We start from the raw sequence: 25,893 nt of genomic DNA, 5'->3' as shown, positions 1-25,893 counted from the left end.
GCTCGCTGTCTTGCTTGTATTCAGCAATGTCAAGAATTTTGTTCTGTAAAGTTGAGATAACTGATACCACCTAGAATTGCAAACGCCTCTTTTTCTGCTGGTTTTACTTTTGTATATTTGTTCTTGATGGTCATATAATTTGAATATACTGTTTCCGTCTTGTGTTCATTGCTAAGTAGAAAAAACATAAATGGACTCAAAATAAGCAATGAGATAAAGGCACATACAGCAATCAAAATGGCAGTTTCCTTTTCATTTTTCTTCATTCGTTATTCTCCTTGTTATAAACTATTCGCTGTCTTTCTCTGTATTCTTCGCAAGCGCATCAATGATTTTCTTTAAATCCTGCTCCATTTTTTCCTCGTGCCGTATTTTTGCTATGAAACAGAGACAGGCATAGGATTCTTTTGTGGAAAGAACTGCTGAAAAACAGGATTGCTGGTTCTCCTCTGATTCTTCCAGTGAAAAAGAAAAGTCTTTTGATTTGAGAATTTTCATTGCTTCTGCGGAGAATTTTCCATTCGAATAAAGACGGAATTCCGCTCCGCACGAGCTTTCAAAGGCGGTTCTGCATTTGCCGTAAAGTCTTCTTTCAATTTCTGTCATTCTGAATCCTCCTTGCTTAAAATCTCTTTAACGTCAAGAATTGTCGAATAGATTGTTATTCTTGTTGCTGTGCTGCATACGGCTGTAACGCTTTTCATGTCAGTAGGCTCGTCAACCTGTACGATAGTTATTTCCGTGTTTCCTTTCCTGAAAGAAACAGTATTTCTTTTTAGATAGTCCTGGCTTTTGTACAGGCAGTTTCTGACATTCCATGCTATGTATTCATCAGAATCAGTTTTTATGATATATCTGCTGTCCCAGTCCGTCGCTTTGAGCACTTTGACATTGTCGTAGTTTCCATATTGCACTGGCACTGAATCGCATGAGAAAAATGGCATTGAAATTATAAAAACCAAGAATGTTAGGGATGTGCTTTTCATTGCTTGCAACTCCTTATTTCTCTGATATGCTCAATTATTTGCAGTGCAATGCAGGCAAGAGTTACCGGAATGGAGGAAATTAATAGCAGTAGATTTTCTCCCTTGGTAACCATAACTGAGATATTTAGAATTAGAAAAAGAACTGTAAGAGCAATCTTTGTGGCTATAAAAATTGCGTTTTTTTTTGTCTTTTTATCAGGAAGGCTTTTTATTTCTTTCATTTTGGCTGCTCTCCTACATTCTGCTCAGTTTTTCTGAAACTATTTCCAGTCGCTCTTCAAGCTGTTGAATTGTTTTTTCCAGCCTGGCTTTTTCTTTTGTGAGTTTTTCATACGGCGATGAGTTTTTGTCTTTTTTTATGGAAGCAGAAGCCTGGTTTATTGTTTTACCTTTTTTCAGTCCGTCTATTATGTTTTGCTGAGTCTGTGAATCCTTTACTTTGAGGACTGTTTCCATTTCATCTTGACCGAAGTTTTCTTCTATATTTTTGCTTTTAAGGCATTTTTCTGCCGTATTCTTGGATATGTTCAAGTCGTGCGAAAGTATGTCCTCAAATCTGATGCTTTCTTCCTGGGATTTCTCATGTATTTCTGAAAGAATCTTTCCGAGCTTCTTTTTTAGGTTTACGATTTCACGGTCAATCTCCTTTGCTTCTTCAATTAAAGCAGACAAATCCTTAGAGCGTTCTCTCGTATAGATTTTTGCTTCGACAGCTTTTTCCAGAAGGTCATCGAATTTCGCCCAGAATTCCGCTGTGTGGCTTTTACCACCATTCTTCACTTCAATACCGAGCTTCTTTTGCTTACAGTTTATAAGGTGATGTGTATATTCGTGGATTGCCGTGTATATAAGCTCATTTTCCGTGGCGAAATTCTTGTTGTGAAGGAAAATTTCAAATGTCGCAGGTGCATACAGCCCATTCACTTTTTTAGAAACTTTTCCTGTTTGCGTGACTGAGAAGTCTATGTCTGCTTTTTCAAGAGAAAGAAGTATTTTCTTGATTTCTTCGTTTGTCATTGTCTATTCTCCTGATTCAACTCTTCTTTTTATCTCTTTTGGGACAGATTCTGAGACAGAAATTACATATGTATCTTTTTCGTCCTGCATTCTCTCGATTTCCTCCAAGTCTATGCCGTTTTTGTTTATGATTATTAGGGGCATTTAGCGATTCCTTTTTCTTTTTCGCTTGGCTATTTCAGAAATAATGTCCGCAGCTACAAAGGCGTTGAATAAAAAAGAATATGCCATTTCATTCTTTTATCTCCTCGAACAGATTCAGCTGTTTTCCTTTTTGCATTGCCTCTCTTTTGGCGATAATGTCGTCAACTTTTTTCTCAAGCTCCTTTGACTTTTCAAGAGATTTCTGTGAACGAGTACGGAAATAACATTTCTGCGCCGCCCTCATCTCGGCGACAATATCTGCAAACTGTCCTGCGGTCATTTTTTTATTAGATTCCTTACTTTTTTGTTGTGGCCGCATTTCTCCAGATAAAATTCTGTAATCTCGTATCTTTCTTTTGCCTCTACAAACAGAACTTGATAAAATACTAGAAGAATTTCTTTTATTGAATTGAAAGCTTTAAACATTTGTTCTCTCCTTGCTAATTTAGTTTTTTTATCTCATATTCAGACGCGCGGATTACTGTTCCGTCGTTAGCTGTGAACTCTATTGAGCCGTCCAGTTTTGTCTTGAAATCAGATGTTTTGAATGACTTCTCATTGACAGTTATTTCATAGCAGTTTTTTTCCTCAGAATTTGACTGGATGTAGTTTTGGACCGCGATAAAAGCAAGAGTAGTCGATACAGCAAAGAATATTAATGGTATAAAAATAGCTAAGAAGTTTTCATACAAGTCAAACCCAGAAAAGAAGACATGGATCAAAATACAGATTCCAATTGTCATGAAAAAATGAAAAATAAGTCTTAAAATTAAGTCAGTTGCCATATTTTTACTCCGTTTCGTCTGTGAGTTGCATGAGAAAACTTCTATACAATGACATATTGCATATTATGTGAAATAGACCATACGTATTGGCATAACCATAGACCCATTTAACCAGCTGGTCTTTTATCGGTTTTTTGCCTATGTCAACACCGTCCATGACAATCGTAAAGCATGGAGTTCTGAAGATAGTTTTTATAAGGTCAAGAAATTCTTTACTGCAGGTTTCGCTGTTTTCTAGTTCAAAAAAGTGGTAGTTCTCAAAACCCTTTTCTTCTAATTTTTCCTTTGAGATAAAAGCTTTTTCCTTGTTCGTAATGAGGCAGAGTGACTCGTCTCTTTTGATATTTTCAATCTGCTCAAGAAAATCGCCATCGTTGAAGGTCATTGTAAAAGTCATACAGATTCTCCCATGATGATGTCATCATCAAAATCAGAAATGCCTGAATCACCGTTGTCAGAATCAGAGGATTTTTCTTCTTCCTGTTTCTGCTCATCAGACAGATTAAAAGCCCTGTAGATTCTTGCCACAGAGAAATCGTCAAAATGGCTGTCATTGCGGATTTTTTCGGCAGATTTTCCGCTCTCAATTTCCGAAAGAATGAAGTCATAGATTTCGTAGGCAAGGTCGCTGCCTTTTTTCAGTCCAGCTTCATAAGCCGCTTTTCGTTCCTTTGTGCGCTCGGAATCCTCTTCCGGGGAAAGTCTGTATGACGGCCGTTCGATTCCGTCTGAATGGTTGAAGTTCAGTCCTGCAGGAGTACCCTCGTTTGTGGAGAGGGATTCGGAAATATCATCATCGGAAGATTTCTTCTTAGACGCTTTTCGGGATTTCTTCTCAGCCTTGATTTCCTTGCAGATGTCCTTTATCGTTGCTTCTCCTGATTCAATCCTTTCTCGCTGCTCATCGGTCGCCTCCTCGTCAACGGTTTCTTGATTGATAATTTCGTTGTAAATCTGATTCGGCGAAGCCTCTCCGTTCTCGATTCTTTCAATCTGCTCGTCGCTTGCCATGCTGTTCACTTTGTTCGCGCGTTCAACTGTTTTTTCCGAAATTCCAAGCTCTTTTCCTATAGCCTCGTTCTTGTTCCCCTCAAGGCTCTGGATGTAGTCGCTCCCCATAAGCTCCTGGATGTTTTTCAAAAGGTCTATTCCATTAAGATTTCTTCTGTCAGTCTGAAGATGAAGAGCATAACGATGGGCTTCCTCAAAACTTTCAAATGTATGCTTGAAATAAGGAATCATTTTTATTCCTGCCATTTTACTGGCTGCAACTCTTGTATAGCCATCTATAAGATAATTATGTTCCTTTCCGTCATCACCTTTTGTAACCCAGATATGAACCGGCTGGCTTGAGTCGAAGCTGTTCTTTTCCATGTCGGACGCAATGCGGTCAAGAAGGGTCTTGTCTATCGAGAACAGACTCTTGAATTTCTCGTGCTCCTCGATTTTCTCGATGAGGATATTTTCAGACAGCTTGAGTCCGTTGTTTGCGAACGGAAGATTTCCGCCTGCTGTTATTATGCTGAGTTTTTTTGCCATAGATTTTTCTCCTGTAAAAATCAGCCGACACGTGCCGGTCTAGAATGTGTCAACCTCGCCGCTGCCTTCCGCCAGCATATTCACGAGCTTGTTGATTTCCGTGGCAAGGCGTCTTGCTCCGACAAGTCTGCTTTTCGTGCTGATTTTCTCGTTTGTCTGGACATACTTGTCGGCGGAGGATGTCTGTGGGATATGAACGTCAAGGATATTCTGGAACTCGCTCTCAAAGACCTGGACGAACTGGGACTGCGTTGATGTGGGGAACATAGCCACTTTTTCCTGCCAGTGAGAGTAAAGCAGATACCACTTGTCAGCCTGCTGCGGGCAGTCGTCGTAGATTTGCCTTTGAAGAAATTTTGTTGTTGTCAGGTTGAAGGATGTGAATTCAAGCGGCGTGAGAATTATGTCCGCGGCAATCAGTGCGTTTATGACAATGTTGTCGTAGGTCGGAGCTGTGTCGATTATAACGTAGTCGTATCCGTTTCCGCGCAGTGTCTTCTGAAGCTCGTTGTATCCGATTCCTCTCAATTTGTATATGTTCAGGTGGCTCGGAATTATGTCGATGTTCTTGACCCTTGACTTGACCGCGTAGTTTTCTATGCTGTTGTGGCTGAGCGATTCAAAGACATTGCACCGCTCGATTGTCTCGGCGATGTTCTCAATTCCTGCCGTGAAGTACATTGTTCCTGAGTTGTTCGGGTCGAGGTCGAAATAAAGAACCTTGAAGCCTCTTGCCGCGAGGTTTGTCGCCGTCAGAATGGAGTCTGTTGTCTTTCCGACTCCGCCTTTCATGCTTGAGTACGTGATTACCATAATATTTCCTTCCGAAAGACTCTTTCAAAAGGCTGGCCGTTTCTGCCCGCCCAAGACGTTTTTTAGCCGCCCTTATGAAAGAGAAAATTTTCTAGGCAAATGCCTAAGCCCAGCTCCGGGACTCGAACCCGGGAATCTCCGTTCAGATGAGATGGGCAAAAAAAAACAAGAAAACAACCTGAATCTGCCTGAAAGAGGGTGTCTTCTTGTTCAAAATTGAGAAAAAAGATATAGAAGCAAGCAGATTCCAAGATAAAGCCGCGCTTCACATGGAAATGCTGCTTAAATATCTTGTTTCAACTTGATATTACAATTAACCATAAAACTCTTTTATTTTTGTTGCTGCATTATTTGCAATTTTTTCAATAAATTGTTTATGATATCTTTCTTATCGAAAGTATTCATTTTCTGTAACCTCAGAATATGCATCTAAATCACATCCGCAATTTGGACATGATATATTCTGATAAATAATTATCTTTTGTTCATCTGTGAATCCTATATCTTCTAGCAAATCATAAAAGGATTCATGTGGCTCATAGAAGTATGTTTCATGATCTTCTCTATCATAAGTAGAATTACAATATTCGCAACCTGTAAGTCTTTCATTTAGTTCCTGGAGTTTTCGCTTTGGCAATTTTAATTCGAAATAATCTTCACAAAACATAATTTCCTTATTCAATTATAGCAACATTTTTTCTGATGCTGAAAAGACTGAAATGTTAAGGACGCAAGATATATCAAGGAGTCTATATCTTCCATCCTTAAAAAATTAGTTATCGGCCATAAGGATATGGATCAATTTTTGCATCACCTTGTCCATTTAATATCGTCCAAGAATGCCGATAATGTGGAATTTGATTAATCCGCGGACATGGTGGTAAAGAGGTTTTAGACTGATTTGTATAAATGTATCCACAGTCATCACATCTGTATTTTCCTGCAGATACATCACTTCCATAAGGTACACCTGTTTTTATCATAGGCTGTCTCCTCTCCGAATGACTCCTCAGGGCAAACGCATGTAAAAACACTTTCTGATAAAATTACAGAAAGTGTGAAATTTTAAAGGAGCCTTAAAACCGTTTGGCGGAACTGGCGGTTTTCCCGAAACCAGATCGTGCGCTTGCTTAAACTGTCCTGTTTTTTATTCTCCGGTTTTTCTGCTTGGCGTAAGATATTTAATGCAAGCCGGCGCATAACTGTCATGTTTTCCGGACTATGATCCTTTCGGTGCCTTTTGTAGTCCTCATTGAAAGTCATATCAAGACACCAGTGAAGGCGGTTTTCAATTCCCCAGTGTAGTCGAATTGATTTTTTCACAAGTTCAATGTTATCAAGTGAAGTTAGAAAAAACCTGATGTCTGTGGAAGTTTTTCCATTTACAGTCCGTTCTTCCCGTGCCATGGCAACAGCCTTAAGTCCCCGGCCACTCATCTTTATTCTCCAGCCACGACAGGTTCGTGCAGAGGTAATACTGCCTGTTTTCAATTCGTCCATGGTCAGGATTACATTCCTTTTCGCTTTTTATAACTCCGTATTTTGCAAGCTCCTTTTCATCCATAGAGAAAAAGTCTTTTACGGCTTCGTGTGTCGTGCTTTGATTTCCTTTCAAAGAAAGAACATAGTCTGTCTTTTTTTTCCTTAATTTTCTCGCAGATTTTTTTTCTGGCAGCCCATTGCATCGATTGTGATTATCATTCCCCTTATATCAATCAGTTCCAGAAGCTCAGGAATTGCAGTGATTTCATTTGACTTTTCATCTGTCTTTACCTGCCCAAGAATGAGGGACAGTTCATCTGCCCATGCACTTACAATGTGAATTCCCTTTGCTCCCGTGACCTTGTTTGAGCCGCACATCGTCTTTCCGTCGATGGCAACAATTGTTCTGTCCGGTTCAATTTTTACTTTCTCGTAAATTCCATGAGCCCACTTTATAAAAACTTTCTCGATTTTATCTGCGTTCACATTTCTGAAAACCCGGAGAATTGTGTCGGCACTTGGCGGACCGAACTCAAACTTCACCAGCCCCTTGATGGACTCTTCCGCTTCCTCCGCCCATTCAGCTATGTGCTCAATGTCCTTGATGCCGCTTAGCAGCCCGAACAAAACCAGCAGGAAAATATCAGCCAGTTCAAACTTCCTGCACCTTTTTACTCTAAAATCGTCTATTTCTTCCAGACTTTCTCTTAAAAGCATAATTCCACCCAAGGGGAATTTTACCATTTTGTGCATTTTTTAAATAGTAGTTTAGAGATTTAAAACAAAAAATTTTTACATGCGTTTGCCCTGAAATACGAATGCTTGATGCTGTCTGAATCTAGGTTATAAAATTTTTGTTTAGTTTTGACTTTAAAAGTAAAATTAACGAAAAGTTAAAACGTATGCTTCTTTTGAAAACTTAGTTACACAATATACTTTTCTGTTTGAACTGAAAGTTCCTTTGCAAATTTTTTGTTCTCAGATGCCATGCCGATGAGTTTGTTTGCATTGGAATTTATTATTTGTGTAGACTTTTTTATTTCATCAGTTTTTGATGATAAATTCTTAGCGGCATTTTCAAGTTCCTTTACTTGGGCAACAACATTTTCAATTCCAGAATTCATTTGCTTTGAATTTTCAATTATAGTATGCGTTGTTTCTTTTATGTTTCCAAGCGCATCTACAATTTGCTTGCTTCCGATTGACTGCTCTTCCATAGAAGAACGTATTTCTGTAATTAAAGAATCATCGCTTGAAATTTGATTTACGATTTCACCAAAAGTAAGACCTGCGCTGGTTGCCGCATTTGTAACTTCATTTATATTTTCAATTACTGAAGAAAGTGTCTGTTTTATGTAATGTGACTGTTTCGTTGTGCTTTCAGAAAGCTTGCGGATTTCTTCGGCTACAACGGCAAAACCTTTTCCGGCTTCTCCGGCATGAGCGGCTTCAATTGCGGCGTTCATGGCAAGAAGATTTGTTTGCTGGGCAACGTCCTCAATTACTTTGTTTGTATCCAGAAGTTTTTTAGATTCAGCAGAAACTGATTCTATGAGATTGATTACATTTTCGATTTTGTTTTTTCCGTCTTCTGAATCTGAAGAAAGCTGGTTGAAACTGTTTCCGAATTTATCGATATTTTCAGTGATTGATTTTATGTTTGAAATCATTTCCTCTACAGCCGCAGAACTTTGAGAAAGGTCGTTGTTTTGATCATGAATCTGTGCAGAAAGCTGATTTGTAATTGAAGTCATTTTTCCCATTGTGTCGACTGTAAGTGAAACTGTTTCGAGCTGCGTTTTTGCTTGGTCTGCAAGTTCCGATGAATTGTCTGAAATCTGCTTTATTTCTGATGAAATTCCCGAGCTGTTTTCATTCAGGTTTTCTGCGACTTTACTTAATGAAATTATATTTTGCTTTGAAACTGCGACCATCTTGTTTATGGATTCCGTGAAAGCGTTTATGCTGCGCCGCATTTTACTGATTTCATTTTTTCCTTTTTCTGCTGAAAGTCTGAGCGTAAGATTTCCTGCCGCCATTTTTTCAAGAATGCGTGCGGTTTCTTCAATCGGCTTGGAAAATTTTTTGGAGAAGAAAAGGCTTACAAAAATTGCGGCAACCAGCACAACTGCCATTGTTTCAAAAATATAAAGCAAAAGTTTTGAAAAGTGCGTTCTAACTTCATTTTCAATTTGCTGAAGTTCAACGTTTATGTCGTCATAATAATTTCCGCTGCTTACAATCCAGTTCCACGGCTTGAACAGCATTGAGTATGTTCTTTTTGGCGCGACAGTTATTCCGTCTGACTTTGTGAAATAAAATTCACTGAATCCGCCTTCTTTATTTTCATTTACAACACTAAGAATTTTTTTGATTATTGTTACGCCGTTTTTGTCTTTAAGATTTTTTCGGTTTTGACCTTCGTTCTGTGGAAGAATTGGATGGGCGATGAGTGTGCAGTCTGTTGCGTCAATCCAAAAGTAGCCGGAACTGTCATCTCCGTAGCGGATATTTTTTATAATTTTTATTGCTTCTTTTTGCGCCTGCTCATGTGAAAGTGTTCCGTTTTGCTCTTCTTCGTAAAAAGTCTTTAAAATTGAAATGGCATTTTGGATTTGAAATTTCACAGAATCATCGTAGCCTTTCATTCGCTCAAATCTTACGCTTTCTGTGCTGAACTTTTGAATTTTTCCAATTCCAACTTTTAACGTGCCTATTATTCCGATGCTGGCAACTGCTATGAGTGAAATGCAAAATGTAAGAACAATGGTTTTTATAGATTTCATTTGTAAATTCTACCTTCAAAGCAGATAATATATCTTGGCAATGTTTTTGTAAATATATTTACTGAATAGAATTAAAAACTCCAAAACTGTATAATTGTTTATAAATATCTTCATAATTGAGTTAAAATTTTATCAGCGCAATGTTAAAAAGGAGTTTTATTTTGAAAATCGCATTGATTCAGGGAAGCTCGCAGAAAAATACCTATGGTTTTATTATTGAAAACGGAAAAATTCATTCTGCTTGATTTGAAAAAACTTTGCAACATCCGTAATTTTTTTTCATGCAACGGACGTGGCAAAGTCATCTTGGGATTATAATTATTCCGCCTGTTTTGCGTCGTCAATGTCCTTTCTGTCCTTTTTCAGGTAGAACAGAGTGATTGCGAGCGTGAGAATTTCAGTTGCGGGCGAGGCGAGCCACACTCCGTTCGTGCCAAGAATTGCCGGAAGAACAAAGATTGCCGCAAGAAGAATCACAAGTCCGCGTGCGCTTGAAATCACCGCCGACTCTTTCGCTTTTCCGATTGACGTGAAGTAGAACGAGGCGATTGCGTTTAGTCCGCAGAGAATGTAGCTCCACATGAAAATCAGGATTCCGCTTTTTATCATCTGCTGAACTGCCACGTCGTCCACAAAAATTCTGCTGTAGAGTGATGAGCCGAATCCGACGAGCGCGACTGTCGCGCATCCTGCCGCAAGCACAAGAAGAACTGTCCGCGTAAAAAGGTTCCGTGCCAGAAGTTTTCCTTTTGCGCCGTAGACAAAGCTTGAAAGAGGAGCCATTCCCTGACCGAATCCGCACACAACCATGCTGAAAACATAAGTTGTGTAGCCAACGACCGTAAACGCCGTAACGCCGTCAACTCCAATCCGTCTCATAATCACAAAGTTGTAAACCGCCATGCTGATGCACATTGAAAGCCCGCCGATGAATTCCGAAAGTCCGTTGAGCATTGTGTCGCGGAAAACTTTGCGGTCAAAGCGGAACCTGACGAATCTGAACACTCGCGCCTTTTTCAGAAAATAAAAAAGAAGAAAAGCGAATCCAAGCAGAGCCGAAACAAGAGAAGCCACCGCAATCGCGTCCTTGTGGATAAAGTTTCCCATAAAAAATCCGTCCGCCACGTTTATGCGAGAAGTGAGCACCATGCTGATTATCGCCGGAACCGAAAAAGCCAGAATCGTACGAGTTTTTCCCGCGCGGATTGAATCAACGTTCATAGAATTCATAAATACCTCTAAGTAAAAAACAAGAGAAAATTGTTTGAATTGATTTTGGCGAGCCGGAATCGTTTACGCTTCTTATGTTACAGAAGAAAATAATTTAATACTTATGAATTCTTGCTTTTTTAGAATGGATTGTCGTATCAAGTGTGGCAATGTCAGTTTGAACTTCTATTCAACCGGAAAGCACAGGTCGATTTCCATATAGGTTGCGTCGGCGTTCACGTAGATGTATTTGTCGAATCCCATTCGGTCTGCGAATCTTGCGCCGTCTTTTGGAAACCACACGTTGTACATATTCTGGTACGCCACGTAGATTTCCTTAATCTGCGCGGTCAGGTGGAGAAGAATGTAGTCAATCGCCTTGTTGATTGTCTCCCGTGGAATCATAACAAAAAATTATAGCAGATATTTGCGGTTGAGAAAACGTATGGCAGATGGCGCGAAAATATTTCATTTGCTGCCCGGCGCACTTTTTGCTCATTCGAAAATTTTTACGTGCTGCCCGATGTGTTTTCTGTCTCTGAAACTATTGTGTCAATGTTTTTGGCAAGATAATTGATTTTGAGTTTGCGTTAGGGCATGAAAGCCCGAAGTTCTGTAGCGGAACAAAGTGCAGCGGAAGAATGAGCGTTAGCGAAGGCTGGAACGCCCGACCCGAACGGCTGTTGAGCTTGCCGAAACAGAGCGAGGGAAACGCCCGTAAAATTTCCTTTTGCGCATGACAAAACTGTGCAGAAAATGTCAGGAGCAGATTTTGTTTCCACTGTATTCTTTTATTGTGCTTTCGTGGCATGAATCAAATTCTTTTTCAGCAAGGAGAAAAAAATGGAATGGCTTACGGCGATAAAAAAGTCAATTGATTTTATGGAGGCGCATCTTTTGGATGACATTTCGGCCGATGACGTTGTGGCGGAAATCTTTATGTCTCCGTTTTATTTTCAGCTCGGATTCAAGATTCTGACGGAGATGACGCCTTCCGAGTACATCAGGAACAGGCGGCTTTATCTTGCGGCTCTTGACGTTCTGGGCGGAAAGGAAAAAGTGATTGACAAAAATTGCGCTTGGAACAAAGCATTTTTTCTTCTATATTGTATACGTGATTCTGTTTTAATTTTTTACAGGATTTGCTGTGAGTCTGATTTTGTAGATGACGGAGAATTTATGTCTGAAAAGGAAATCCACGAAAAACTTGAAAATCTTAAAAATTATCTTCGTTCGCTTGGAAGCGTGATTGTTGCGTTTTCGAGCGGAGTCGACTCAACGTTTTTGCTGAAAGTAGCGCACGATGTTCTTGGCGAAAATGCGGTTGCTGTTACGGCGAAATCCTGTAGTTTCCCAAAGCGCGAGGCAGACGAGGCGGAAGAATTTTGTAAAAAAGAAGGAATCCGTCATATAAGTGTGGATTCTGAGGAGCTTGATATTCCGGAATTCCGCCGCAATCCAAAGAACCGTTGCTATCTCTGCAAAAAAGAGATTTTTACAAAAATCATTGCGCTTGCAAAAGAAAATAAAATAACTTTTGTGTGCGAGGGAAGTAATATGGATGACAACGGAGATTATCGGCCTGGCTTGCAGGCGGTTGCGGAACTCGGTGTAAAAAGTCCGCTGCGTTATTGCAATTTATACAAGGAAGAAATCCGCGCGCTTTCAAAGGAAATGAATCTTCCGACTTGGAAAAAGCAGTCGTTCGCGTGCCTTTCTTCGCGCTTTCCTTATGGCGAAGAAATCAGCGAGAAAAAACTTTTGATGGTTGACAGAGCGGAACAGTTTCTGCTCGACAAAGGATTTTGTCAGCTTAGGGTAAGAATCCACGGTGAAAACCTTGCAAGAATCGAAGTTTCCCCTGCGGAAATGGAAAAGGCATTTTTGCTCCGGGAAGAAATTATGGGTGCATTAAAAAGTTTTGGCTTCTTGTACGTTTCGCTTGACTTGCAGGGCTACAGAACCGGCGCAATGAACGAGGCTTTAAAATGAAAGATTCCTTTTACGACTTGGGATTTACAAAGCTCGACACAGGACGAAAAGAGCGGACTGGATTTGGCGAGGTTGTTTTTTGCCATGGAAAAAGAAATGAGTTTTTGAAAGATATTTTTTCAAGGCTTTTTGAAGCGAATGGCGAAGTTCTTGGAACTCGTGCAACGCAAGAGCAGTTTGAGCTTGTAAAGGAAATTCTTCCGCAGGCGACTTACGACAGCGTTTCAAGAATTATAAAAGTTCAGGGCGAAAAGAAAAAACTTATTGGAAACATTGCGGTCTGCACGGCTGGAACTGCGGACATTCCTGTTGCAGAAGAATCTGCCCAGACTGCGGAATTTTTCGGCTCGTATGTCGAGCGCATTTTTGATGTCGGCGTTTCTGGAATCCACAGGCTGCTTTCTCAGACTGAAAAACTTGAAAAGGCGAATGTCGTTGTCGCGATTGCCGGAATGGAAGGCGCGCTTGCAAGCGTTGTTGGCGGCTTGGTGAGTGTTCCTGTTATTGCAGTGCCGACTTCGGTGGGATACGGCGCGAATTTGGGCGGAATTTCGGCTCTTTTGTCAATGATAAACTCGTGTGCAAACGGAATCAGCGTTGTGAACATAGACAACGGCTACGGTGCTGGCTACATCGCGACGCAGATAAACCGTCTTGCAATCGGTGGAAGCGTAAAAAATCAGGCAGGTGGAAAATGAGCGATTTATATCTTGAATGTAACTATGGAATTTCAGGCGACATGGCGGTTGCAGCTTTGCTTGATGCAGGTGCGGACAGAACGGCTCTTGAAAAGGCTTTGGCGAGCATTCCGGTAAAAGGATTTAAAACTGAAATAAAGCGCGTGGAAAAAAACGGCGTTTTCTGCCTTGATTTCAATGTGATTTTGGATTCAGAACACGAAAACCACGATCACGACATGAACTATCTTTTTGGACATGAGAGCGCGGAACATAATCATGGGCATGGCGAACATTTCCACGGGCATACCCATCATCATTCTGAGGCAGAAGAACATTCTCACGCGGCACAGCATGAAATTCATCACGGTGAACAAGTTCACTATGAACAAGTTCATAACCACGAGCACCGGAATCTGCATGACGTTCTTGAAATAATCGACAAGACAGAGATGACAGAAAACGCGCGGAAACTTGCGCATAAAATTTTTGAGATAATCGCACAGGCGGAAAGCAAGGCTCATTCAAAGCCGGTTGAGGAAGTTCACTTTCATGAGGTCGGCGCGGTCGATTCTGTCGTTGACGTGATTGCGCTTGCGGTCTGCTTTTACAGCCTTCACGTTGAAAAAGTTTTTGTTCCGTTTTTGTGCGAGGGAACGGGAACTGTAAGATGTCAGCACGGAATTCTTCCTGTTCCAGTTCCGGCGGTCGCGAACATTATGCAGGAATATTACGTTCCGCTAAAAATAACTGGGGAGCGCGGCGAATTTGTTACTCCGACTGGGGCGGCTTTTGTTGCTGCGGTTGCAACGGAATTTAGTCTGCCGAAAAATTTTGTGCTTAAAAAAATCGGAATGGGAGCAGGGAAACGGGATTACGGCGTTCCGAACATTGTTCGTGCGATGCTTGTTGAAACGGAGGAAAAAAACAATCCTGAAAATCAGCTTACTTCCGCTTTTCACGACAAGATTATAAAACTTGAGACGAACATTGACGATTCAACCGGCGAGGCATTGGGCTTTGTGATGGACGAGCTTTTTGCATCGGGTGCGCTTGATGTTCACTATCTTCCGTGCTTTATGAAAAAGAACCGGCCGGCGTGGCTTCTGGTTGTGCTTTGCAGGCTTGAAGATGCGGCGAAAATGGAAAAAATCATTTTTATGCATACAACGACAATCGGAATCAGAATGTCGCAAATGGAACGTACCTGCCTTGCTCGTTCGGAGTGTTCGGTAGAAGTTTTTGGAGAAAAGGCGGAAGTGAAAGTCGTGGACGTGTACGGCGAAAAACGTTTTTATCCGGAATACGAAAGAGTTTCGCGGATTGCGCAAAAAACAAAAAAGCCATTCGGCGAAGTCTACAACAAAATTGTGAATGAGTGCGCTTGTACTAAATGATATTTCATAAAAATTAGGAGGAATAACAAAAACTTTGCCCAAGATAGCGTCAAGGTTTTTGTTTACAAGTTTGTGTTGCAAACTTATATATCAACTGTTGTTTTCGCTGGAAACTTGCGTTGCGAGTTCACTGCGTTGCGAAAAAACTAAAAAACTCAAATCGAAAATTGAAGTTTTCTCATTGAGTCTTTTTTGGGAGGAAATTATGGCGTGTTTTACTGTTCCTTTGGCGGAGGCTGTTGTTCTTACAGCCGTTAAGAAAATTGCTTTTAAGCGTAATGCGGATTCTGTCATCAATGAGGCGGAAATGACGAAAAATCAGAAAATCGCAGTGCTTAAAGAAAAATTCAGAATCCTTGAGAAAATGCTTTACGGCGGAAGTTTTCTTCTTGCAGTCGAGCATTTGTATCACGGTGAAATCAGCCTTGTTCCGCCATTTTTAACGGCAATGAAAAATCCGGCTGAAATTCCTGAAATGCTGCGTGAAATGGCGACCGTAGGAGTTGGAATGGCTCTGCTTACAACTGTGGTCTGGGCGGCAGGAATCGGAATCTCGGCATTAGTGAAAAATCTGAAGAAAAAATCAGCAGACGGAATTGGACTTTCCGGGGCGGCTGTCTGATGTGCCTTCTGATTGCAGTTGCCGCGGCGATTGTGTTTTCCGTGCTGTTCTTTGTCTCAAAAAAAAATGACGGCGCGGAAAATCCAAAAACTTCCCGCTTAAGAAAATTTACCAAGCCTCTTTTTACAACAGCGCTCGCTTTTTGGGCTGCCGCAATAATGTGGAGCGTAGACGGAATTGCGAACGTTTTGGGAGGCGAGCCATTTTTGGAAATAAGCAAAGAGGATTCTGTTCTAGGAGTGATTGTCGCCTTGTGCGGAGCCGCGCTTTTTGCAGTTCTTGCATTGCGGAATCTAAAAAATCATAAGGAATAAGATAAGAACTTTGGAAAATGACAGTTGACTTGCAGAAAACTTCATTTTGATATGAAACGTTTTTTTTATCTCATTCTATGTTTTCTTTTGGTTTTGTCCTGTGATATTTTAATTCGCAATGCGTGGATGTGGATTTCTCACTTGCGTGTTGCGGATTTGTTCACATGGATTTGATTTTTTCAGGCAGCTTCTGTCTTATAGCAGGGGCTGTTTTTTTATTTTTCCTCATTTCTCTTAAATCTTCACACAATCTTGACATTTCCGAAAGAAAATCTTGAAACAGGAATTCTACTATGGCGATGTCAAAAGCAGAGAGGGGGATGGAACAGATGCCTGAGCGTCAAAGTCCGTTGCAAAAGCTTTCTGTTTTATGACAAGGAAAAATCTATGAAAAAGACAGTTTTAACTTTCTGTGTATCGGCATTGGTCGCGGCTGCGCTTTTTGCGCAGGAATTCAATTCTTCTTCATCGGTGCTCGACGGGCTTAACGCAAAACCAAACACCGAGGCAGGTGCAAATCAGGAAGCTCTTTCTGAAAACGCAGCGGACAAAACTCTTTCCGCTCAGGAAATCTCAAAGTCGATTGAAGAAGTTGACGGAATAAAAATCTTTGCCAACATCCTAAAAAACTCTTCCGACAAAATCCAGAAAGTCGCATCTGATTCCGGCGTTACAGTTCTTGCCCCGATTGACGCAATCGCCGACACAGGAAAAATCACCCAGAGCATTTCCGACTACATCGTTCCTGAAAAACTCACAAAGGAAAACCTTGAGGCAAAGAGTTCCGTTCAGACACTTTCAGGCAAAACACTCTCGGTTGAAGTGAAGGATTCTGCGGTTCTTATAAACAACGTTGAAGTCGCAGGTCTTGCAGAAAGCGCGGATGATAAGGTCGCGGTTCTTCGCCTTGCAAACAACTTCAGCGAGTAAACTTCTGTAGCGCTTGCAGAGTAGAAAAAAATCGGTAACCAGGATTGCCGGCTCAAGCCCGGCACTGACAAAAGAAACTATAAAACAAGAGGAAAACTATGAAAACAACAAAAAAAGATTTTATCGCCGTATCAATGATTGGATTCGCCGCAATGATGTTCTCTTGCGCCGGAACAAACAAGAATGCGCCTGCCGCACAGGAAACAACTCCGGTTCAGCATGAATTGGACAGCGTGCCACAGGCAGAAGTTCCAGCTGAAACTCCGGCAGAAGAAAATCTTTCCGGACAGGACGCTCTGCAGGGTGAAAATCCAGCCGCCGTTCAGGAGGAACTTCCACAGAACAACGATGTTTCTGCTCCAGTCGCACAGTAGAAATCATCTTTAAATACAACAAAAATCCATCCTTTTTTTCAGCGGAGCCGGATCAAGTCTCCAATCCGGTTCTGCTGTTTTTTTTATTTGGGCGTTACCCATGCTTTGGTTTCGATAAACTCAACCGCCGCATGGGTCGGGCTTTCCGGGGTTACGGCTTTCGCCTCCATTCCTTCGCTACGCTTCGGAACACGCCTGCGGCGTGCCCCTACAATCCCTAACGTGCGTTCGCTTCATCTGCTTTGCAGATTACGCTCATGCCGCAAAACTTCGTTTTGCAAATTCCTATGGAAGTTTTACCAAAAAACGTGTATAGTAATTTTATGCAAAGCACAGCACATCCTTTTGTAAAATGGGCAGGCGGAAAAACTCAGCTTCTGCCAGAAATCAGAAAACATTATCCTCACCGAATAAAAAAATACTGCGAGCCGTTTGTCGGCGGTGGAGCTGTGCTGTTTGATGTGCTTCAAAAATGCCGCCCGGAAAAAGTTCTTGTGAACGATGTGAATGAGGAACTGATAAAAACATATTTGCAGATAAAAACTGATTGCAATCTTTTGATAGAACAACTTTCTGAACTTCAACAGGACTATAAAAGTCAGTCTTTGGAAAAAAACAAAATTCTTTTTTATGAAAAACGCCTTCGCTACAACGAACTAAAAATAAACAGAAACGATGCTGAAAATCTTGAAAAAGCCGCGCTATTTATTTTCCTGAACAAAACATGCTTCAACGGACTTTACCGCGTGAACAAAAGAGGCGAATTCAATGTTCCGTTCAACAATGCAAAAAATCCGCTTATTTGTGATGAAGAAAATCTAAGAGCGTGTTCAGAACTTTTGCAGAATGTGCAGATGAAAACCGGCGATTATTCCGACTGTAAGAATTTTATTGATTCAGAAACTTTTGTTTATCTTGACCCGCCGTATCGACCTCTAACGCAAACTTCCGCGTTCACGTCGTATTCAGAAAATAACTTTTCCGACAAAGAGCAACTCGAACTTGGAAAATTTATAACTGAAATTTCCAGCAAAGGCGCGAAGGTTCTTGCAAGCAACTCCGACCCAAAAAATACAAACAAGGAAGACAATTTTTTTGATGACTTGTATTCAAATTTTGAAATCGAAAGAATCACAGCTTCAAGAATGATAAATTCAAACGCAAAAAAACGCGGGGCAATCAGCGAGCTTTTAATAAGCAATATTGCATCGGTTTTCTAGGAGAGAATAAAAATGAAATATAGATTTACTGCAGAAGAACTTTTTAATCTTCCTGAATACAAACAGATTTTTATTTCAGAAATCGGTAATCCAGACAATGATGATTATGCAAAAAGTAAATTCAAGAAAGACATTGCTAAAACAAGGAATTATAAAGATGATATTTTTTATCATGCCACCGGCGGAACTTCAGAGATTGGAGTTGGCAAGGGGTTATACCTTGGAAAAGATAAAAATGCTGTTCATAACTTTTATAATGGCGAAGGAGAATTTGGAGATGAAGTTGAAATTTACCAAGGCAGTCCAAATTTCATCGATTTAACAGAACCAAAAAAATTTGAAGAGTTTGAAAAGGAAGCAATTGCAAAATATGGAAAATCATCAGATAAAAACTATTTGAACAAAAACACGTTAAGACTTGGCTTTGACGGAATCCGCTATTTCGATCCATGCACAACTGGCGAAGAATTTGTTTTATTTAATGTAGATAAAGTAAAAATGATTTCAAATAAAAAGCGGAAAAAAGAGGATTTGTCAAACTTTTTTAATTAAGAGAGGTTTTATGAAACGAAATTTCACAGAGTGGCTTTCAACTTTTCGAGACAGCATTGCAACTTATTCCTATTATATCGACTTTGGAAAAGTTTATGGAAATGTTGAGAATATAAAAATTGAGCTGAATATTTTAAATTCTCTGATTGGCTCAAAGTCAATTGAAAAAGACTTTGAAAATATTCTTTCAAAATATCCAGAGACTTTGAAGTGCATTCCAATTCTTTTGGCCGTCCGCAATTCTGAAATTTCAGTTTCTGATGAAAATGGAAGCTTTGTTTTTGATTTTTCGACTTCAAAGCAAACTGTTTCTGAATATTCTGATTTTATGAAAAAGTCCGGACTCTTTGACCTTTTACAGAACCATCTTGTGAATAATCTCGTTGATTATGTTACAGGCGTTGAAACCGGACTTGATTCAAATGGCAGAAAAAATCGCGGCGGCCATCTTATGGAAGACTTAGTTGAAAGCTATATAAAAAAAGCTGGATTTGAAAAGGATAAAAATTATTTTAAAGAAATGTATATTCATGAAATCACGGAAAAATGGAATGTTGATTTATCCGCAATCTCAAATCATGGAAAAATGGAAAAACGGTTCGATTTTGTTGTAAAGACTGAAAAACAAATTTATGTTGTTGAAACGAATTTCTACGGAAGTGGCGGCTCAAAACTGAATGAAACTGCAAGAAGCTACAAAACTTTATCAGGCGAAATTGACACGATAAGCGGAGTAACTTTTGTCTGGTTTACAGACGGAAACGGCTGGCAAAGCGCACGGCATAACCTTGAGGAAACATTCGATGTGATGGAGAATATCTACTGCATAAAAGACATGGAAAACGGTGTGGTTGGAAAAGTGTTTGGATAAAAGGGGAGGAAGTTTAATAAGATGTCATTTACATTTAGACATAGTGCGGGTTTTGGAAAGCGAATAGAATATTACATAATAGGTTTAATGTTAAAGGAAGGTTTAGATTGTTATGTTCCTTTAGTTGATGATGATGGAATTGATTGTGTAATACGTCAAGATAATGGACATTTCATTGAAGTTCAAATAAAAGCTAGATCAAATGATGTAAAAATGGGAGACGCTGCTTTATTCGCTGCATTGGAGCATGAAAAAAGAGAAAATTATTTTTTTGTTTTTTATTCTGAGCGTTTACAAAAAAAGTGGATTATGTCATCAGAAGAATTCTTAAAAGAATGTGTAACAAACAAAGCTGGAAAAAATTCTGGAAAGAGAAGCATTTGGTTTAATGGGTGCAAAACTGATGAAAATGGAGAAAAAAAAGAATATCCAAAAGACAAGTTTAACAAATACTTAGCAGATGATTTTTCACGTTTTAAAAACATAAATTAGGAAATTTTATGAACATAATAGATTTATATGAAATAATGGCTCAAAGTAGAGCTGATATTAGAAAAAAAGTTGTTATCGAATTTCTAAAAGAATCGGCTGGTTCATCAGAAGAAACTTCAAGGTATGAATATAATGTTGAAAAATATGGTGATTATAAAATAGTCTTAAAACGACCAGGAGTTTTTAAAAAAGGATTTGATTTCACAGTTAATATAAGAGGTCTTTATTTCAAAAAGAATAGAAGATATATAAATCCTAGTTTTGATGACATAGAAAATGCTTTACATTATGCAAAAAAGCATTTTCCAGATGATTATCCATTTGTAAAAGATGAAATAAATAAAATTTTCAATGTTGATACTTATAATTTTTCAAAACTAAAAAATGTGCAATTCAAAGATTTTGAAGGTAATAAACACCCAATAATAATTATTCTATTAGCTATAAAATGGCTTTTTATATCAGAAGATATTTCATATTGGAACTGGTCTGGACGCAATATGTTCATGAATGATTTGAAAAAAGAAGATTTAGCATAAAATGCTCCATTCCTTATACAAATCCCTGAATCGCGACTTTACACTTCTTCAAGGCGACTGCGTTGAGCTTTTAAATCAGTTTGATTTCAAGTTCGATATGATTTTCGCCGACCCGCCTTATTTTCTTTCCAATGGAGGAATTTCTGTTCAATCTGGAAAGCAGGTGAGCGTGAACAAGGGCGGCTGGGACAAATCTCACGGTTTTGAAAAGGACAATGAGTTCAATCGAAAATGGCTTTCTGCCTGTCGCTCGCATTTGAAGGACGACGGCACAATCTGGATTTCGGGCACTTACCACAACATTTTTTCGGTTGCGCTGATGCTGAATGAACTGGATTTCCGCATTTTGAATTGCGTCACCTGGGCGAAGACGAATCCGCCGCCGAATCTTTCGTGCCGTTTTTTCACTCATTCAACTGAGTTTATCTTGTGGGCTAGAAAAAGCAAAAAAGTTCCGCATTATTTCAACTACGAGCTTATGAAGGAAATCAACGGTGGAACTCAGATGCGCGACTTGTGGATTCTGCCTGCAATTGCGAAGTGGGAAAAATCCTGCGGAAAACATCCGACCCAAAAACCGCTTCCGCTCCTTGCGCGGATTATTCTTGCCTCCACAAAAGAAAATGTCTGGATTTTAGATCCGTTTACAGGAAGCTCCACAACAGGAATTGCCGCCTCTCTTTTGAACCGCCGTTTTTTGGGAATCGACCGTGAAACTGAATTTCTGGAACTTTCAAAGGCGCGGCGCGAGGAAATTGAAAATCCGCAGATTCGGCAGAACTACCGCGATAAAATTCTGAAATATTCCGACAAGCCGATTCGTGGAATTGTGGAGATTCGCGAGGACACTCCGTACTTTGGTGTAGACCTGCCGTTTTAGGATTTTTTTTTGTATCTTGAAAGCGTTTTTCAGCATTTATATAATAGAAGAAAATCACGCAATGAGGATTAAAATGAAATCATCTCGTCTTTTTTATTTTACGGTTGCTTCTGTGTTTATTGCTGGAGCCGCAAAAGTTTTTTCGCAGAGCACAGTTTCAGTTTCAAAAAATGCTTTGGTGGAATCTTCAAAATTTAATGGCTCGCCGGTTGTGGTTACGGAATTCAGGGGAAATTCGCCGGACAGTCTTAAAAAGTTCAGTGTTCTTGAATTTGCGGACGGACGGATTTTAAGGGAAAAACAGTTTGGCGACGACGGTTCTGAAAAAACTTCTGTTGAAAGAAAATTTCTGAACGACGGAAGAATTTCTGAAATTTCAGGGATTGATTCTTCAAAAAACGTAAAGTGGCGTTATTCATACGGCTACAGCGAAAAGGGGCTTCTGGCAACTGAAACTTCTTATTCTGGAAGCGGCGAGGTTGAGTGGCGCGCGGAATATTCGTATAACGCGAAGTCAAAAGTTTCTGAATGCAAGACTTATTCAGCAGCGGGCGCTCTGAACTTTACGGAAAAATACATTTACACCGAGGACGGACGCATAAAGGATTATTCTTCGTTCTATGCGGATGGGAAACTTTTTAAGCGTGTTGAGTATTTTTACAATGCGGATTCCTCTTTGGCGCAGGAAAAAAATTATGACGCAAGTGGTTTTTACGAAAGCGTGAATTATTCGTATTCAAAGGGAAAGGCGGTTTCTGTAAGGACGCTGGGCGCGGACGGAAGCCTTAAAACCGAGGAGACAAGGACTTTTTCTGCGGACAATTTAATCCGCTCCGTGCTTAAAAATGCGGAAGGAAAAGTTGTTTCTGAAAAAGAATTCTTTTACGACTGGAACGGAAATATTGCGCTGGAGAAGAATTCTTCTGGAATCATCCTTAGGAATTTTCAATATGGCGCGCCTGATGCGGCGGAAAAAAAGGAAAACTGAAAAATGGCTTGCGTGATAATTGTTGAGGACAACTCTCTGATTCGCGATGCGGTTTCCGGCTACCTTAAGCTTGACGGTTACAAGACGCTTGAGTTTGGCGGAGTTTCAGGAGTGCTTGACGCGGTAAAAAGGGAGACTTGCGACCTTGCGATTCTTGACGTCATGCTGCCGGATGGAAGCGGTTTTGCGCTTGCAAAGGAAATCAGGGCTGCGAGTGACATTCCGCTGATTTTTCTGACCGCGAAGGACTCTGAGTCTGACAGGATTCTGGGCTTTGAGCTTGGCGCTGACGACTACATCTGCAAGCCTTTTTCTGCAAAGGAACTTGTTCTTCGTGTTCACGCGCTTTTAAGACGAACCGGCAAATCTGACGGCGGAAAAAGCGCGGCTTCGGGCGAATGGCAGAGCGGAAATTCTGCGGTTTTTATAGATGAAGGCAGGCACAGCGTTAGCGTTGACGGAAATCCGATTGAACTTACGTCTACAGAATGGAAGATTCTTTTGTATCTTGCGTCGAACACCGGGCAGGTTGTCTCGCGCGAGCAGCTTTTGGGCGAATGCCTGAACTATTTTTTTGAGGGCTCGGAGCGGACGATAGATACCCACATGGCGAACCTGCGCTCAAAAATCGGGCAGCAGTGGATTTCAACAGTAAGGGGATTCGGCTACAGGTTCAGCGGAATAAAGGCGGATTCAAAAAAGTAAAAAATGAAGTCAATTTTTGTACGAATTCTTACAGGTTTTGTTGCCGTTTCGTTTGCATTGATTGCCGCAATGTCCGGGATTTTTACGGTGGCGGTAAGCCGTTCCATAAACGAGTGGAATGCTGGAAAAAGAAACGACTTTGTGGCCCTTATTCTTCCGGCAATCTCAAAGACATACAGACTTGAAGGAAGCCTTTCTTCATCTTCTCTTGAAAACGCGGTGATGCCTTACACGACAGATTCGCTTTACATCTATATTTTTGACGGAAACAAAAAACCGGTTCTGCTTCTTGAAAAAGGAAAGGTCAGCACGCAGGAAGATGTTGAAAAATCGGTCGGCTCGCTTTCGACTTTTATGGCTCTTAATTCTCCGGTCCAGATAAAAGACGGCGGCAAGACAATCGGCTATCTTTGCGCGGACAACGTTGGGTTTCTGGCGTACAAGGCGAACAGAATTTTTGTTTCGACTATGGAAAAAGGGCTTTTCGCCGGAATCGCAATCGCGGTTTCAATCACGCTTGCGCTTTCGCTTTTTATTTCGACAGTGCTTTCAAAAAAGGCGCGCTCGCTGGCGGACTACATTTCGTCTCCGGACCTGATGAAAAAAAATATGCCGGCTCTCGGTGTGAACGAGTTCGACAGGATTCTGGATTCGGTAAAAAAGCTGAAAAACCGGCTTCTGCACGAGGAGACTTTGCGCCGTCAGTGGATGCAGGACATCTCGCACGATTTGCGCACTCCGCTTACTGCGGTAAAAATGCAGGTCGAGGGAATGAACGACGGAGTCCTTGAGGCGACGGCTGAGCGTTTTGCGGCCCTTTATTCCGAGCTTACGATAATAGAAAAACTTGTGTGGAATCTTCAGGACTTGAGCCGCTTTGAGTCCCCGGAAATGAAAATTGCGCTTACGGACGTGAACGCCTGGAAATTTGCCGACGATGTTTCCGCCCGGTTCGCGCTTCTTGCGGAAAAGAAAAAAATAAAATTCAGCGTGGAGAAGAAATGCGCGGAGGATTTTAACTTTAAGGCGGACCCGCTCCTGCTCATGAGATGCGTCTCGAACCTTCTGCAGAACGCGTTCCAGTACACGGCGGAAGGCGGCGAGGTTACGCTCTGCACGGAAAAACTTGAGGAGGACCGCATAAAAATCTCCGTGCTGAACACCGGCGCAATCAGCGGGGAGGACATTCCCCACGTTTTCGACCGCCTTTACCGCGGCGACCGCTCAAGAAGCACGGCAGGCTCAGGGCTTGGCCTTTCAATCGCGCAGGCAATCGCAATCCTCCACGGCGGAAAAATCGAAGTGCAAAATGCGATGAACGAAAAGGGAGAGGCGTGCGTGTGCTTTGCGGTGATGGTGTAAGGAGAGAGGTTGGCGGGAAATTATGCAGTTACTAACACTTTTGGAGTTTTCTGCATAACAAGAATATTTTCATTATGCGAATTCTGGTCTTGTTTTTCTAAAAGATTAACTGATTCAAAATCTGCTTTGGAAAGAGAAGAATTTTCTTTGGTTATTTTTTTTCTTGTAACTTCTATCGCCTTTTCGGATTTGTCTATTCCAATCCAATTTCTGCCAAGTTCTTGGGCTGCAATCAAAGTTGTTCCTGAACCGCAGAAAAAGTCCATGACCAAACTTTCAGGATTTGAGGAAGTCTGAACAATAAGCTTTAAAAGGTCAAGATTTTTTTCTGTTGGATAAACTGGATATTGGTAATCCTTGAAATCCCAAATGTCCTGTAGTTTTTTTCCCTTCTGTTCATCCGCAAAGATTTTTCTGCGTGGAACTCCGTTTTTTGACCATTCAATCAATCCCTGCTCGTCTAGTTTTTCAAGCTCTGCAGGGGATGTGCGCCAGTGTCTGCCTTTTGGTGGCAACATTCCCCTGAAAGTTCCGCCTGTAACTCCGTCTTTTGTCTCGCCTGGAGCGTGAAGTGGAACTGTTGTGTAAAATTTGCCCTGTTCATCAATTTTTTTGTAAAGACGAGTTTTATCTTCGTCTGAAAATGGAATAAATGGCTCATTCCAAATAGGATTGCTTGCCTTTGAGTAAAAAAGAATTAAGTCTTTTATGTTTCCGTAAGCCTTGCGTGAAAAATTTTTCGGATTGCATTTTATCCTTGTTATGTCGTTCCTAAAATTTTTAGTTCCGAAAATTTCATCCATAATGATTTTCACATAATGCCCGATTTTGTAATCAATATGAAGATAAATAGAACCGCGCTCGCTTAAAAGTTCACGTGCTAAAATAAGACGCTCCCTCAAAAATTCTAAAAATTTTTCGCCAAGAAGATTATCCGTATAAGCAATTTCATCTTTCTTGCTAGAGCTTATTGTGCTTGCGCGTTCCTCACTGATTGTAAAAGTTCCGTTGGTTGCAAAAGGCGGGTCAATATAAATTAGGTCAATCTTGCCTTTTAAGTTTGAATTGTGAACGAGAATCCGCAATGCTTCCAAATTGTCGCCGTTAATCAAAATATTTTCTTTTTCTGAAATCGGCTTTGAAAAGTATGATGTTGGAAGAATTCCCAGGATTTCTTTTTTCGATTTTTTGCCGTTGTAAGTAAGTTCCATTTTTTT

General features: G+C 40.6%; 37 protein-coding genes. 16 read left to right on the top strand and 21 right to left on the bottom strand.

Annotated features, from left to right (window positions below; translation table 11 throughout):
- Positions 1–29 precede the first annotated feature (29 nt).
- From TRESU_RS08765 to TRESU_RS08685, 20 genes are all read right to left on the bottom strand, one after another.
- Positions 30–266, bottom strand: coding sequence for a hypothetical protein (locus tag TRESU_RS08765; protein ID WP_013701894.1), 237 nt, complete (start codon positions 264–266; stop codon positions 30–32).
- Between the two features lie 22 nt (positions 267–288).
- Positions 289–606 carry a hypothetical protein gene (locus tag TRESU_RS08760; protein ID WP_013701893.1) on the bottom strand — a complete coding sequence of 106 codons (318 nt, stop codon included), beginning with the start codon at positions 604–606 and terminating at the stop codon, positions 289–291.
- Positions 603–986: a hypothetical protein gene (locus TRESU_RS08755; RefSeq protein ID WP_013701892.1), complete on the bottom strand. Its 384-nt coding sequence runs from the start codon at positions 984–986 to the stop codon at positions 603–605. Before TRESU_RS08755 ends, TRESU_RS08760 begins: the two co-directional genes overlap by 4 nt.
- Positions 983–1,207: a hypothetical protein gene (locus tag TRESU_RS08750; RefSeq protein WP_013701891.1), complete on the bottom strand. Its 225-nt coding sequence runs from the start codon at positions 1,205–1,207 to the stop codon at positions 983–985. The genes TRESU_RS08755 and TRESU_RS08750 overlap by 4 nt, the downstream gene beginning before the upstream one ends.
- A gap of 13 nt (positions 1,208–1,220) precedes the next feature.
- Complete coding sequence (locus TRESU_RS08745) at positions 1,221–2,003, bottom strand: hypothetical protein (RefSeq protein ID WP_013701890.1); 783 nt, start codon at positions 2,001–2,003, stop codon at positions 1,221–1,223.
- A gap of 3 nt (positions 2,004–2,006) precedes the next feature.
- On the bottom strand, positions 2,007–2,147 hold the full coding sequence (locus tag TRESU_RS15170; protein WP_013701889.1) for a hypothetical protein: 141 nt from the start codon (positions 2,145–2,147) through the stop codon (positions 2,007–2,009).
- Between the two features lie 88 nt (positions 2,148–2,235).
- A complete protein-coding gene (locus TRESU_RS08740) occupies positions 2,236–2,427 on the bottom strand; it encodes a hypothetical protein (protein WP_013701888.1) in 192 nt (63 codons plus the stop codon).
- On the bottom strand, positions 2,424–2,573 hold the full coding sequence (locus tag TRESU_RS15165; RefSeq protein ID WP_013701887.1) for a hypothetical protein: 150 nt from the start codon (positions 2,571–2,573) through the stop codon (positions 2,424–2,426). The genes TRESU_RS08740 and TRESU_RS15165 overlap by 4 nt, the downstream gene beginning before the upstream one ends.
- 14 nt (positions 2,574–2,587) lie before the next feature.
- Complete coding sequence (locus tag TRESU_RS08735) at positions 2,588–2,932, bottom strand: hypothetical protein (RefSeq protein WP_013701886.1); 345 nt, start codon at positions 2,930–2,932, stop codon at positions 2,588–2,590.
- A gap of 4 nt (positions 2,933–2,936) precedes the next feature.
- On the bottom strand, positions 2,937–3,329 hold the full coding sequence (locus TRESU_RS08730) for a hypothetical protein (RefSeq protein WP_013701885.1): 393 nt from the start codon (positions 3,327–3,329) through the stop codon (positions 2,937–2,939).
- Complete coding sequence (locus TRESU_RS08725) at positions 3,326–4,471, bottom strand: ParB/Srx family N-terminal domain-containing protein (protein ID WP_013701884.1); 1,146 nt, start codon at positions 4,469–4,471, stop codon at positions 3,326–3,328. The genes TRESU_RS08730 and TRESU_RS08725 overlap by 4 nt, the downstream gene beginning before the upstream one ends.
- A 39-nt stretch (positions 4,472–4,510) precedes the next feature.
- Positions 4,511–5,284 carry a ParA family protein gene (locus TRESU_RS08720; RefSeq protein WP_013701883.1) on the bottom strand — a complete coding sequence of 258 codons (774 nt, stop codon included), beginning with the start codon at positions 5,282–5,284 and terminating at the stop codon, positions 4,511–4,513.
- A 388-nt stretch (positions 5,285–5,672) separates the two neighbouring features.
- Positions 5,673–5,951, bottom strand: a complete 279-nt coding sequence (locus tag TRESU_RS08710; RefSeq protein ID WP_013701882.1) for a hypothetical protein — start codon at positions 5,949–5,951, stop codon at positions 5,673–5,675.
- A 109-nt stretch (positions 5,952–6,060) separates the two neighbouring features.
- A complete protein-coding gene (locus TRESU_RS14705) occupies positions 6,061–6,267 on the bottom strand; it encodes a hypothetical protein (RefSeq protein ID WP_013701881.1) in 207 nt (68 codons plus the stop codon).
- 82 nt (positions 6,268–6,349) lie between these two features.
- On the bottom strand, positions 6,350–6,721 hold the full coding sequence (locus tag TRESU_RS15595; protein WP_052299565.1) for an ISAs1 family transposase: 372 nt from the start codon (positions 6,719–6,721) through the stop codon (positions 6,350–6,352).
- On the bottom strand, positions 6,702–6,899 hold the full coding sequence (locus TRESU_RS15590) for a hypothetical protein (RefSeq protein ID WP_052299563.1): 198 nt from the start codon (positions 6,897–6,899) through the stop codon (positions 6,702–6,704). Before TRESU_RS15590 ends, TRESU_RS15595 begins: the two co-directional genes overlap by 20 nt.
- Before the next feature lie 29 nt (positions 6,900–6,928).
- Positions 6,929–7,510 carry an ISAs1 family transposase gene (locus TRESU_RS15585; protein WP_245535658.1) on the bottom strand — a complete coding sequence of 194 codons (582 nt, stop codon included), beginning with the start codon at positions 7,508–7,510 and terminating at the stop codon, positions 6,929–6,931.
- Between the two features lie 179 nt (positions 7,511–7,689).
- Positions 7,690–9,552, bottom strand: coding sequence for a methyl-accepting chemotaxis protein (locus tag TRESU_RS08695; RefSeq protein ID WP_013701880.1), 1,863 nt, complete (start codon positions 9,550–9,552; stop codon positions 7,690–7,692).
- 318 nt (positions 9,553–9,870) lie between these two features.
- Positions 9,871–10,782 (bottom strand): MATE family efflux transporter, encoded by a 912-nt coding sequence (locus tag TRESU_RS08690; RefSeq protein WP_013701879.1) that lies wholly within the window; start codon positions 10,780–10,782, stop codon positions 9,871–9,873.
- Between the two features lie 165 nt (positions 10,783–10,947).
- A complete protein-coding gene (locus TRESU_RS08685) occupies positions 10,948–11,166 on the bottom strand; it encodes a hypothetical protein (RefSeq protein ID WP_041612035.1) in 219 nt (72 codons plus the stop codon).
- Between the two features lie 438 nt (positions 11,167–11,604).
- On the opposite strand from TRESU_RS08685, the gene larE reads away from it, so the two are divergent.
- From larE to TRESU_RS08605, 16 genes are all read left to right on the top strand, one after another.
- Entirely contained in the window at positions 11,605–12,753 is a 1,149-nt protein-coding gene (gene larE, locus TRESU_RS08680; RefSeq protein ID WP_013701878.1) for an ATP-dependent sacrificial sulfur transferase LarE, read from the top strand.
- Positions 12,750–13,451: a nickel pincer cofactor biosynthesis protein LarB gene (gene larB, locus TRESU_RS08675; RefSeq protein WP_013701877.1), complete on the top strand. Its 702-nt coding sequence runs from the start codon at positions 12,750–12,752 to the stop codon at positions 13,449–13,451. The genes larE and larB overlap by 4 nt, the downstream gene beginning before the upstream one ends.
- Entirely contained in the window at positions 13,448–14,827 is a 1,380-nt protein-coding gene (gene larC, locus TRESU_RS08670; protein WP_013701876.1) for a nickel pincer cofactor biosynthesis protein LarC, read from the top strand. Before larB ends, larC begins: the two co-directional genes overlap by 4 nt.
- 205 nt (positions 14,828–15,032) lie before the next feature.
- Positions 15,033–15,449 carry a hypothetical protein gene (locus TRESU_RS08665; protein WP_013701875.1) on the top strand — a complete coding sequence of 139 codons (417 nt, stop codon included), beginning with the start codon at positions 15,033–15,035 and terminating at the stop codon, positions 15,447–15,449.
- Entirely contained in the window at positions 15,449–15,763 is a 315-nt protein-coding gene (locus tag TRESU_RS08660; RefSeq protein ID WP_013701874.1) for a hypothetical protein, read from the top strand. Before TRESU_RS08665 ends, TRESU_RS08660 begins: the two co-directional genes overlap by 1 nt.
- Before the next feature lie 387 nt (positions 15,764–16,150).
- Positions 16,151–16,693, top strand: a complete 543-nt coding sequence (locus TRESU_RS08655) for a fasciclin domain-containing protein (RefSeq protein ID WP_013701873.1) — start codon at positions 16,151–16,153, stop codon at positions 16,691–16,693.
- A gap of 98 nt (positions 16,694–16,791) precedes the next feature.
- Positions 16,792–17,067: a hypothetical protein gene (locus TRESU_RS08650; RefSeq protein WP_013701872.1), complete on the top strand. Its 276-nt coding sequence runs from the start codon at positions 16,792–16,794 to the stop codon at positions 17,065–17,067.
- A gap of 323 nt (positions 17,068–17,390) precedes the next feature.
- A complete protein-coding gene (locus TRESU_RS08645) occupies positions 17,391–18,287 on the top strand; it encodes a DNA adenine methylase (RefSeq protein ID WP_013701871.1) in 897 nt (298 codons plus the stop codon).
- A gap of 12 nt (positions 18,288–18,299) precedes the next feature.
- On the top strand, positions 18,300–18,839 hold the full coding sequence (locus tag TRESU_RS08640; protein WP_013701870.1) for a hypothetical protein: 540 nt from the start codon (positions 18,300–18,302) through the stop codon (positions 18,837–18,839).
- Between the two features lie 10 nt (positions 18,840–18,849).
- The gene (locus TRESU_RS08635; protein WP_013701869.1) at positions 18,850–19,710 is read left to right on the top strand and encodes a type II restriction endonuclease; all 861 of its coding nucleotides are present in this window, start codon (positions 18,850–18,852) and stop codon (positions 19,708–19,710) included.
- A gap of 21 nt (positions 19,711–19,731) precedes the next feature.
- Positions 19,732–20,202, top strand: a complete 471-nt coding sequence (locus tag TRESU_RS08630) for a restriction endonuclease (protein WP_013701868.1) — start codon at positions 19,732–19,734, stop codon at positions 20,200–20,202.
- Positions 20,203–20,210: 8 nt separating this feature from the next.
- Entirely contained in the window at positions 20,211–20,741 is a 531-nt protein-coding gene (locus tag TRESU_RS08625; protein WP_013701867.1) for a hypothetical protein, read from the top strand.
- A gap of 1 nt (position 20,742) precedes the next feature.
- Positions 20,743–21,621, top strand: coding sequence for a DNA-methyltransferase (locus TRESU_RS08620; protein ID WP_013701866.1), 879 nt, complete (start codon positions 20,743–20,745; stop codon positions 21,619–21,621).
- Between the two features lie 73 nt (positions 21,622–21,694).
- On the top strand, positions 21,695–22,609 hold the full coding sequence (locus TRESU_RS08615) for a hypothetical protein (RefSeq protein ID WP_013701865.1): 915 nt from the start codon (positions 21,695–21,697) through the stop codon (positions 22,607–22,609).
- 3 nt (positions 22,610–22,612) lie between these two features.
- Entirely contained in the window at positions 22,613–23,314 is a 702-nt protein-coding gene (locus TRESU_RS08610) for a response regulator transcription factor (RefSeq protein WP_013701864.1), read from the top strand.
- A gap of 3 nt (positions 23,315–23,317) precedes the next feature.
- Entirely contained in the window at positions 23,318–24,676 is a 1,359-nt protein-coding gene (locus TRESU_RS08605) for a sensor histidine kinase (protein ID WP_013701863.1), read from the top strand.
- A gap of 20 nt (positions 24,677–24,696) precedes the next feature.
- Here the strand turns inward: TRESU_RS08605 and TRESU_RS08600 are convergent, their stop codons facing one another.
- Positions 24,697–25,887: a site-specific DNA-methyltransferase gene (locus TRESU_RS08600; RefSeq protein WP_013701862.1), complete on the bottom strand. Its 1,191-nt coding sequence runs from the start codon at positions 25,885–25,887 to the stop codon at positions 24,697–24,699.
- Positions 25,888–25,893: the final 6 nt, after the last annotated feature.

Origin of the sequence: Treponema succinifaciens DSM 2489, from assembly GCF_000195275.1 — a bacterium.
Lineage (GTDB): Bacteria > Spirochaetota > Spirochaetia > Treponematales > Treponemataceae > Treponema_D > Treponema_D succinifaciens.
Note: the sequence above shows the minus strand (reverse complement) of the source record. Positions and strands in the feature narration are given on the sequence as shown.

Excerpts from the sequence above, each read along its gene's own strand:
- TRESU_RS08765 (WP_013701894.1), bottom strand. The coding sequence starts at position 266 with ATGAAGAAAAATGAAAAGGAAACTGCCATTTTGATTGCTGTATGTGCC.
- TRESU_RS08760 (WP_013701893.1), bottom strand. The coding sequence starts at position 606 with ATGACAGAAATTGAAAGAAGACTTTACGGCAAATGCAGAACCGCCTTT.
- TRESU_RS08755 (WP_013701892.1), bottom strand. The coding sequence starts at position 986 with ATGAAAAGCACATCCCTAACATTCTTGGTTTTTATAATTTCAATGCCA.
- TRESU_RS08750 (WP_013701891.1), bottom strand. The coding sequence starts at position 1,207 with ATGAAAGAAATAAAAAGCCTTCCTGATAAAAAGACAAAAAAAAACGCA.
- TRESU_RS08745 (WP_013701890.1), bottom strand. The coding sequence starts at position 2,003 with ATGACAAACGAAGAAATCAAGAAAATACTTCTTTCTCTTGAAAAAGCA.
- TRESU_RS15170 (WP_013701889.1), bottom strand. The coding sequence starts at position 2,147 with ATGCCCCTAATAATCATAAACAAAAACGGCATAGACTTGGAGGAAATC.
- TRESU_RS08740 (WP_013701888.1), bottom strand. The coding sequence starts at position 2,427 with ATGACCGCAGGACAGTTTGCAGATATTGTCGCCGAGATGAGGGCGGCG.
- TRESU_RS15165 (WP_013701887.1), bottom strand. The coding sequence starts at position 2,573 with ATGTTTAAAGCTTTCAATTCAATAAAAGAAATTCTTCTAGTATTTTAT.
- TRESU_RS08735 (WP_013701886.1), bottom strand. The coding sequence starts at position 2,932 with ATGGCAACTGACTTAATTTTAAGACTTATTTTTCATTTTTTCATGACA.
- TRESU_RS08730 (WP_013701885.1), bottom strand. The coding sequence starts at position 3,329 with ATGACTTTTACAATGACCTTCAACGATGGCGATTTTCTTGAGCAGATT.
- TRESU_RS08725 (WP_013701884.1), bottom strand. The coding sequence starts at position 4,471 with ATGGCAAAAAAACTCAGCATAATAACAGCAGGCGGAAATCTTCCGTTC.
- TRESU_RS08720 (WP_013701883.1), bottom strand. The coding sequence starts at position 5,284 with ATGGTAATCACGTACTCAAGCATGAAAGGCGGAGTCGGAAAGACAACA.
- TRESU_RS08710 (WP_013701882.1), bottom strand. The coding sequence starts at position 5,951 with ATGTTTTGTGAAGATTATTTCGAATTAAAATTGCCAAAGCGAAAACTC.
- TRESU_RS14705 (WP_013701881.1), bottom strand. The coding sequence starts at position 6,267 with ATGATAAAAACAGGTGTACCTTATGGAAGTGATGTATCTGCAGGAAAA.
- TRESU_RS15595 (WP_052299565.1), bottom strand. The coding sequence starts at position 6,721 with ATGAGTGGCCGGGGACTTAAGGCTGTTGCCATGGCACGGGAAGAACGG.
- TRESU_RS15585 (WP_245535658.1), bottom strand. The coding sequence starts at position 7,510 with ATGGTAAAATTCCCCTTGGGTGGAATTATGCTTTTAAGAGAAAGTCTG.
- TRESU_RS08695 (WP_013701880.1), bottom strand. The coding sequence starts at position 9,552 with ATGAAATCTATAAAAACCATTGTTCTTACATTTTGCATTTCACTCATA.
- TRESU_RS08690 (WP_013701879.1), bottom strand. The coding sequence starts at position 10,782 with ATGAATTCTATGAACGTTGATTCAATCCGCGCGGGAAAAACTCGTACG.
- TRESU_RS08685 (WP_041612035.1), bottom strand. The coding sequence starts at position 11,166 with ATGATTCCACGGGAGACAATCAACAAGGCGATTGACTACATTCTTCTC.
- larE (WP_013701878.1), top strand. The coding sequence starts at position 11,605 with ATGGAATGGCTTACGGCGATAAAAAAGTCAATTGATTTTATGGAGGCG.
- larB (WP_013701877.1), top strand. The coding sequence starts at position 12,750 with ATGAAAGATTCCTTTTACGACTTGGGATTTACAAAGCTCGACACAGGA.
- larC (WP_013701876.1), top strand. The coding sequence starts at position 13,448 with ATGAGCGATTTATATCTTGAATGTAACTATGGAATTTCAGGCGACATG.
- TRESU_RS08665 (WP_013701875.1), top strand. The coding sequence starts at position 15,033 with ATGGCGTGTTTTACTGTTCCTTTGGCGGAGGCTGTTGTTCTTACAGCC.
- TRESU_RS08660 (WP_013701874.1), top strand. The coding sequence starts at position 15,449 with ATGTGCCTTCTGATTGCAGTTGCCGCGGCGATTGTGTTTTCCGTGCTG.
- TRESU_RS08655 (WP_013701873.1), top strand. The coding sequence starts at position 16,151 with ATGAAAAAGACAGTTTTAACTTTCTGTGTATCGGCATTGGTCGCGGCT.
- TRESU_RS08650 (WP_013701872.1), top strand. The coding sequence starts at position 16,792 with ATGAAAACAACAAAAAAAGATTTTATCGCCGTATCAATGATTGGATTC.
- TRESU_RS08645 (WP_013701871.1), top strand. The coding sequence starts at position 17,391 with ATGCAAAGCACAGCACATCCTTTTGTAAAATGGGCAGGCGGAAAAACT.
- TRESU_RS08640 (WP_013701870.1), top strand. The coding sequence starts at position 18,300 with ATGAAATATAGATTTACTGCAGAAGAACTTTTTAATCTTCCTGAATAC.
- TRESU_RS08635 (WP_013701869.1), top strand. The coding sequence starts at position 18,850 with ATGAAACGAAATTTCACAGAGTGGCTTTCAACTTTTCGAGACAGCATT.
- TRESU_RS08630 (WP_013701868.1), top strand. The coding sequence starts at position 19,732 with ATGTCATTTACATTTAGACATAGTGCGGGTTTTGGAAAGCGAATAGAA.
- TRESU_RS08625 (WP_013701867.1), top strand. The coding sequence starts at position 20,211 with ATGAACATAATAGATTTATATGAAATAATGGCTCAAAGTAGAGCTGAT.
- TRESU_RS08620 (WP_013701866.1), top strand. The coding sequence starts at position 20,743 with ATGCTCCATTCCTTATACAAATCCCTGAATCGCGACTTTACACTTCTT.
- TRESU_RS08615 (WP_013701865.1), top strand. The coding sequence starts at position 21,695 with ATGAAATCATCTCGTCTTTTTTATTTTACGGTTGCTTCTGTGTTTATT.
- TRESU_RS08610 (WP_013701864.1), top strand. The coding sequence starts at position 22,613 with ATGGCTTGCGTGATAATTGTTGAGGACAACTCTCTGATTCGCGATGCG.
- TRESU_RS08605 (WP_013701863.1), top strand. The coding sequence starts at position 23,318 with ATGAAGTCAATTTTTGTACGAATTCTTACAGGTTTTGTTGCCGTTTCG.
- TRESU_RS08600 (WP_013701862.1), bottom strand. The coding sequence starts at position 25,887 with ATGGAACTTACTTACAACGGCAAAAAATCGAAAAAAGAAATCCTGGGA.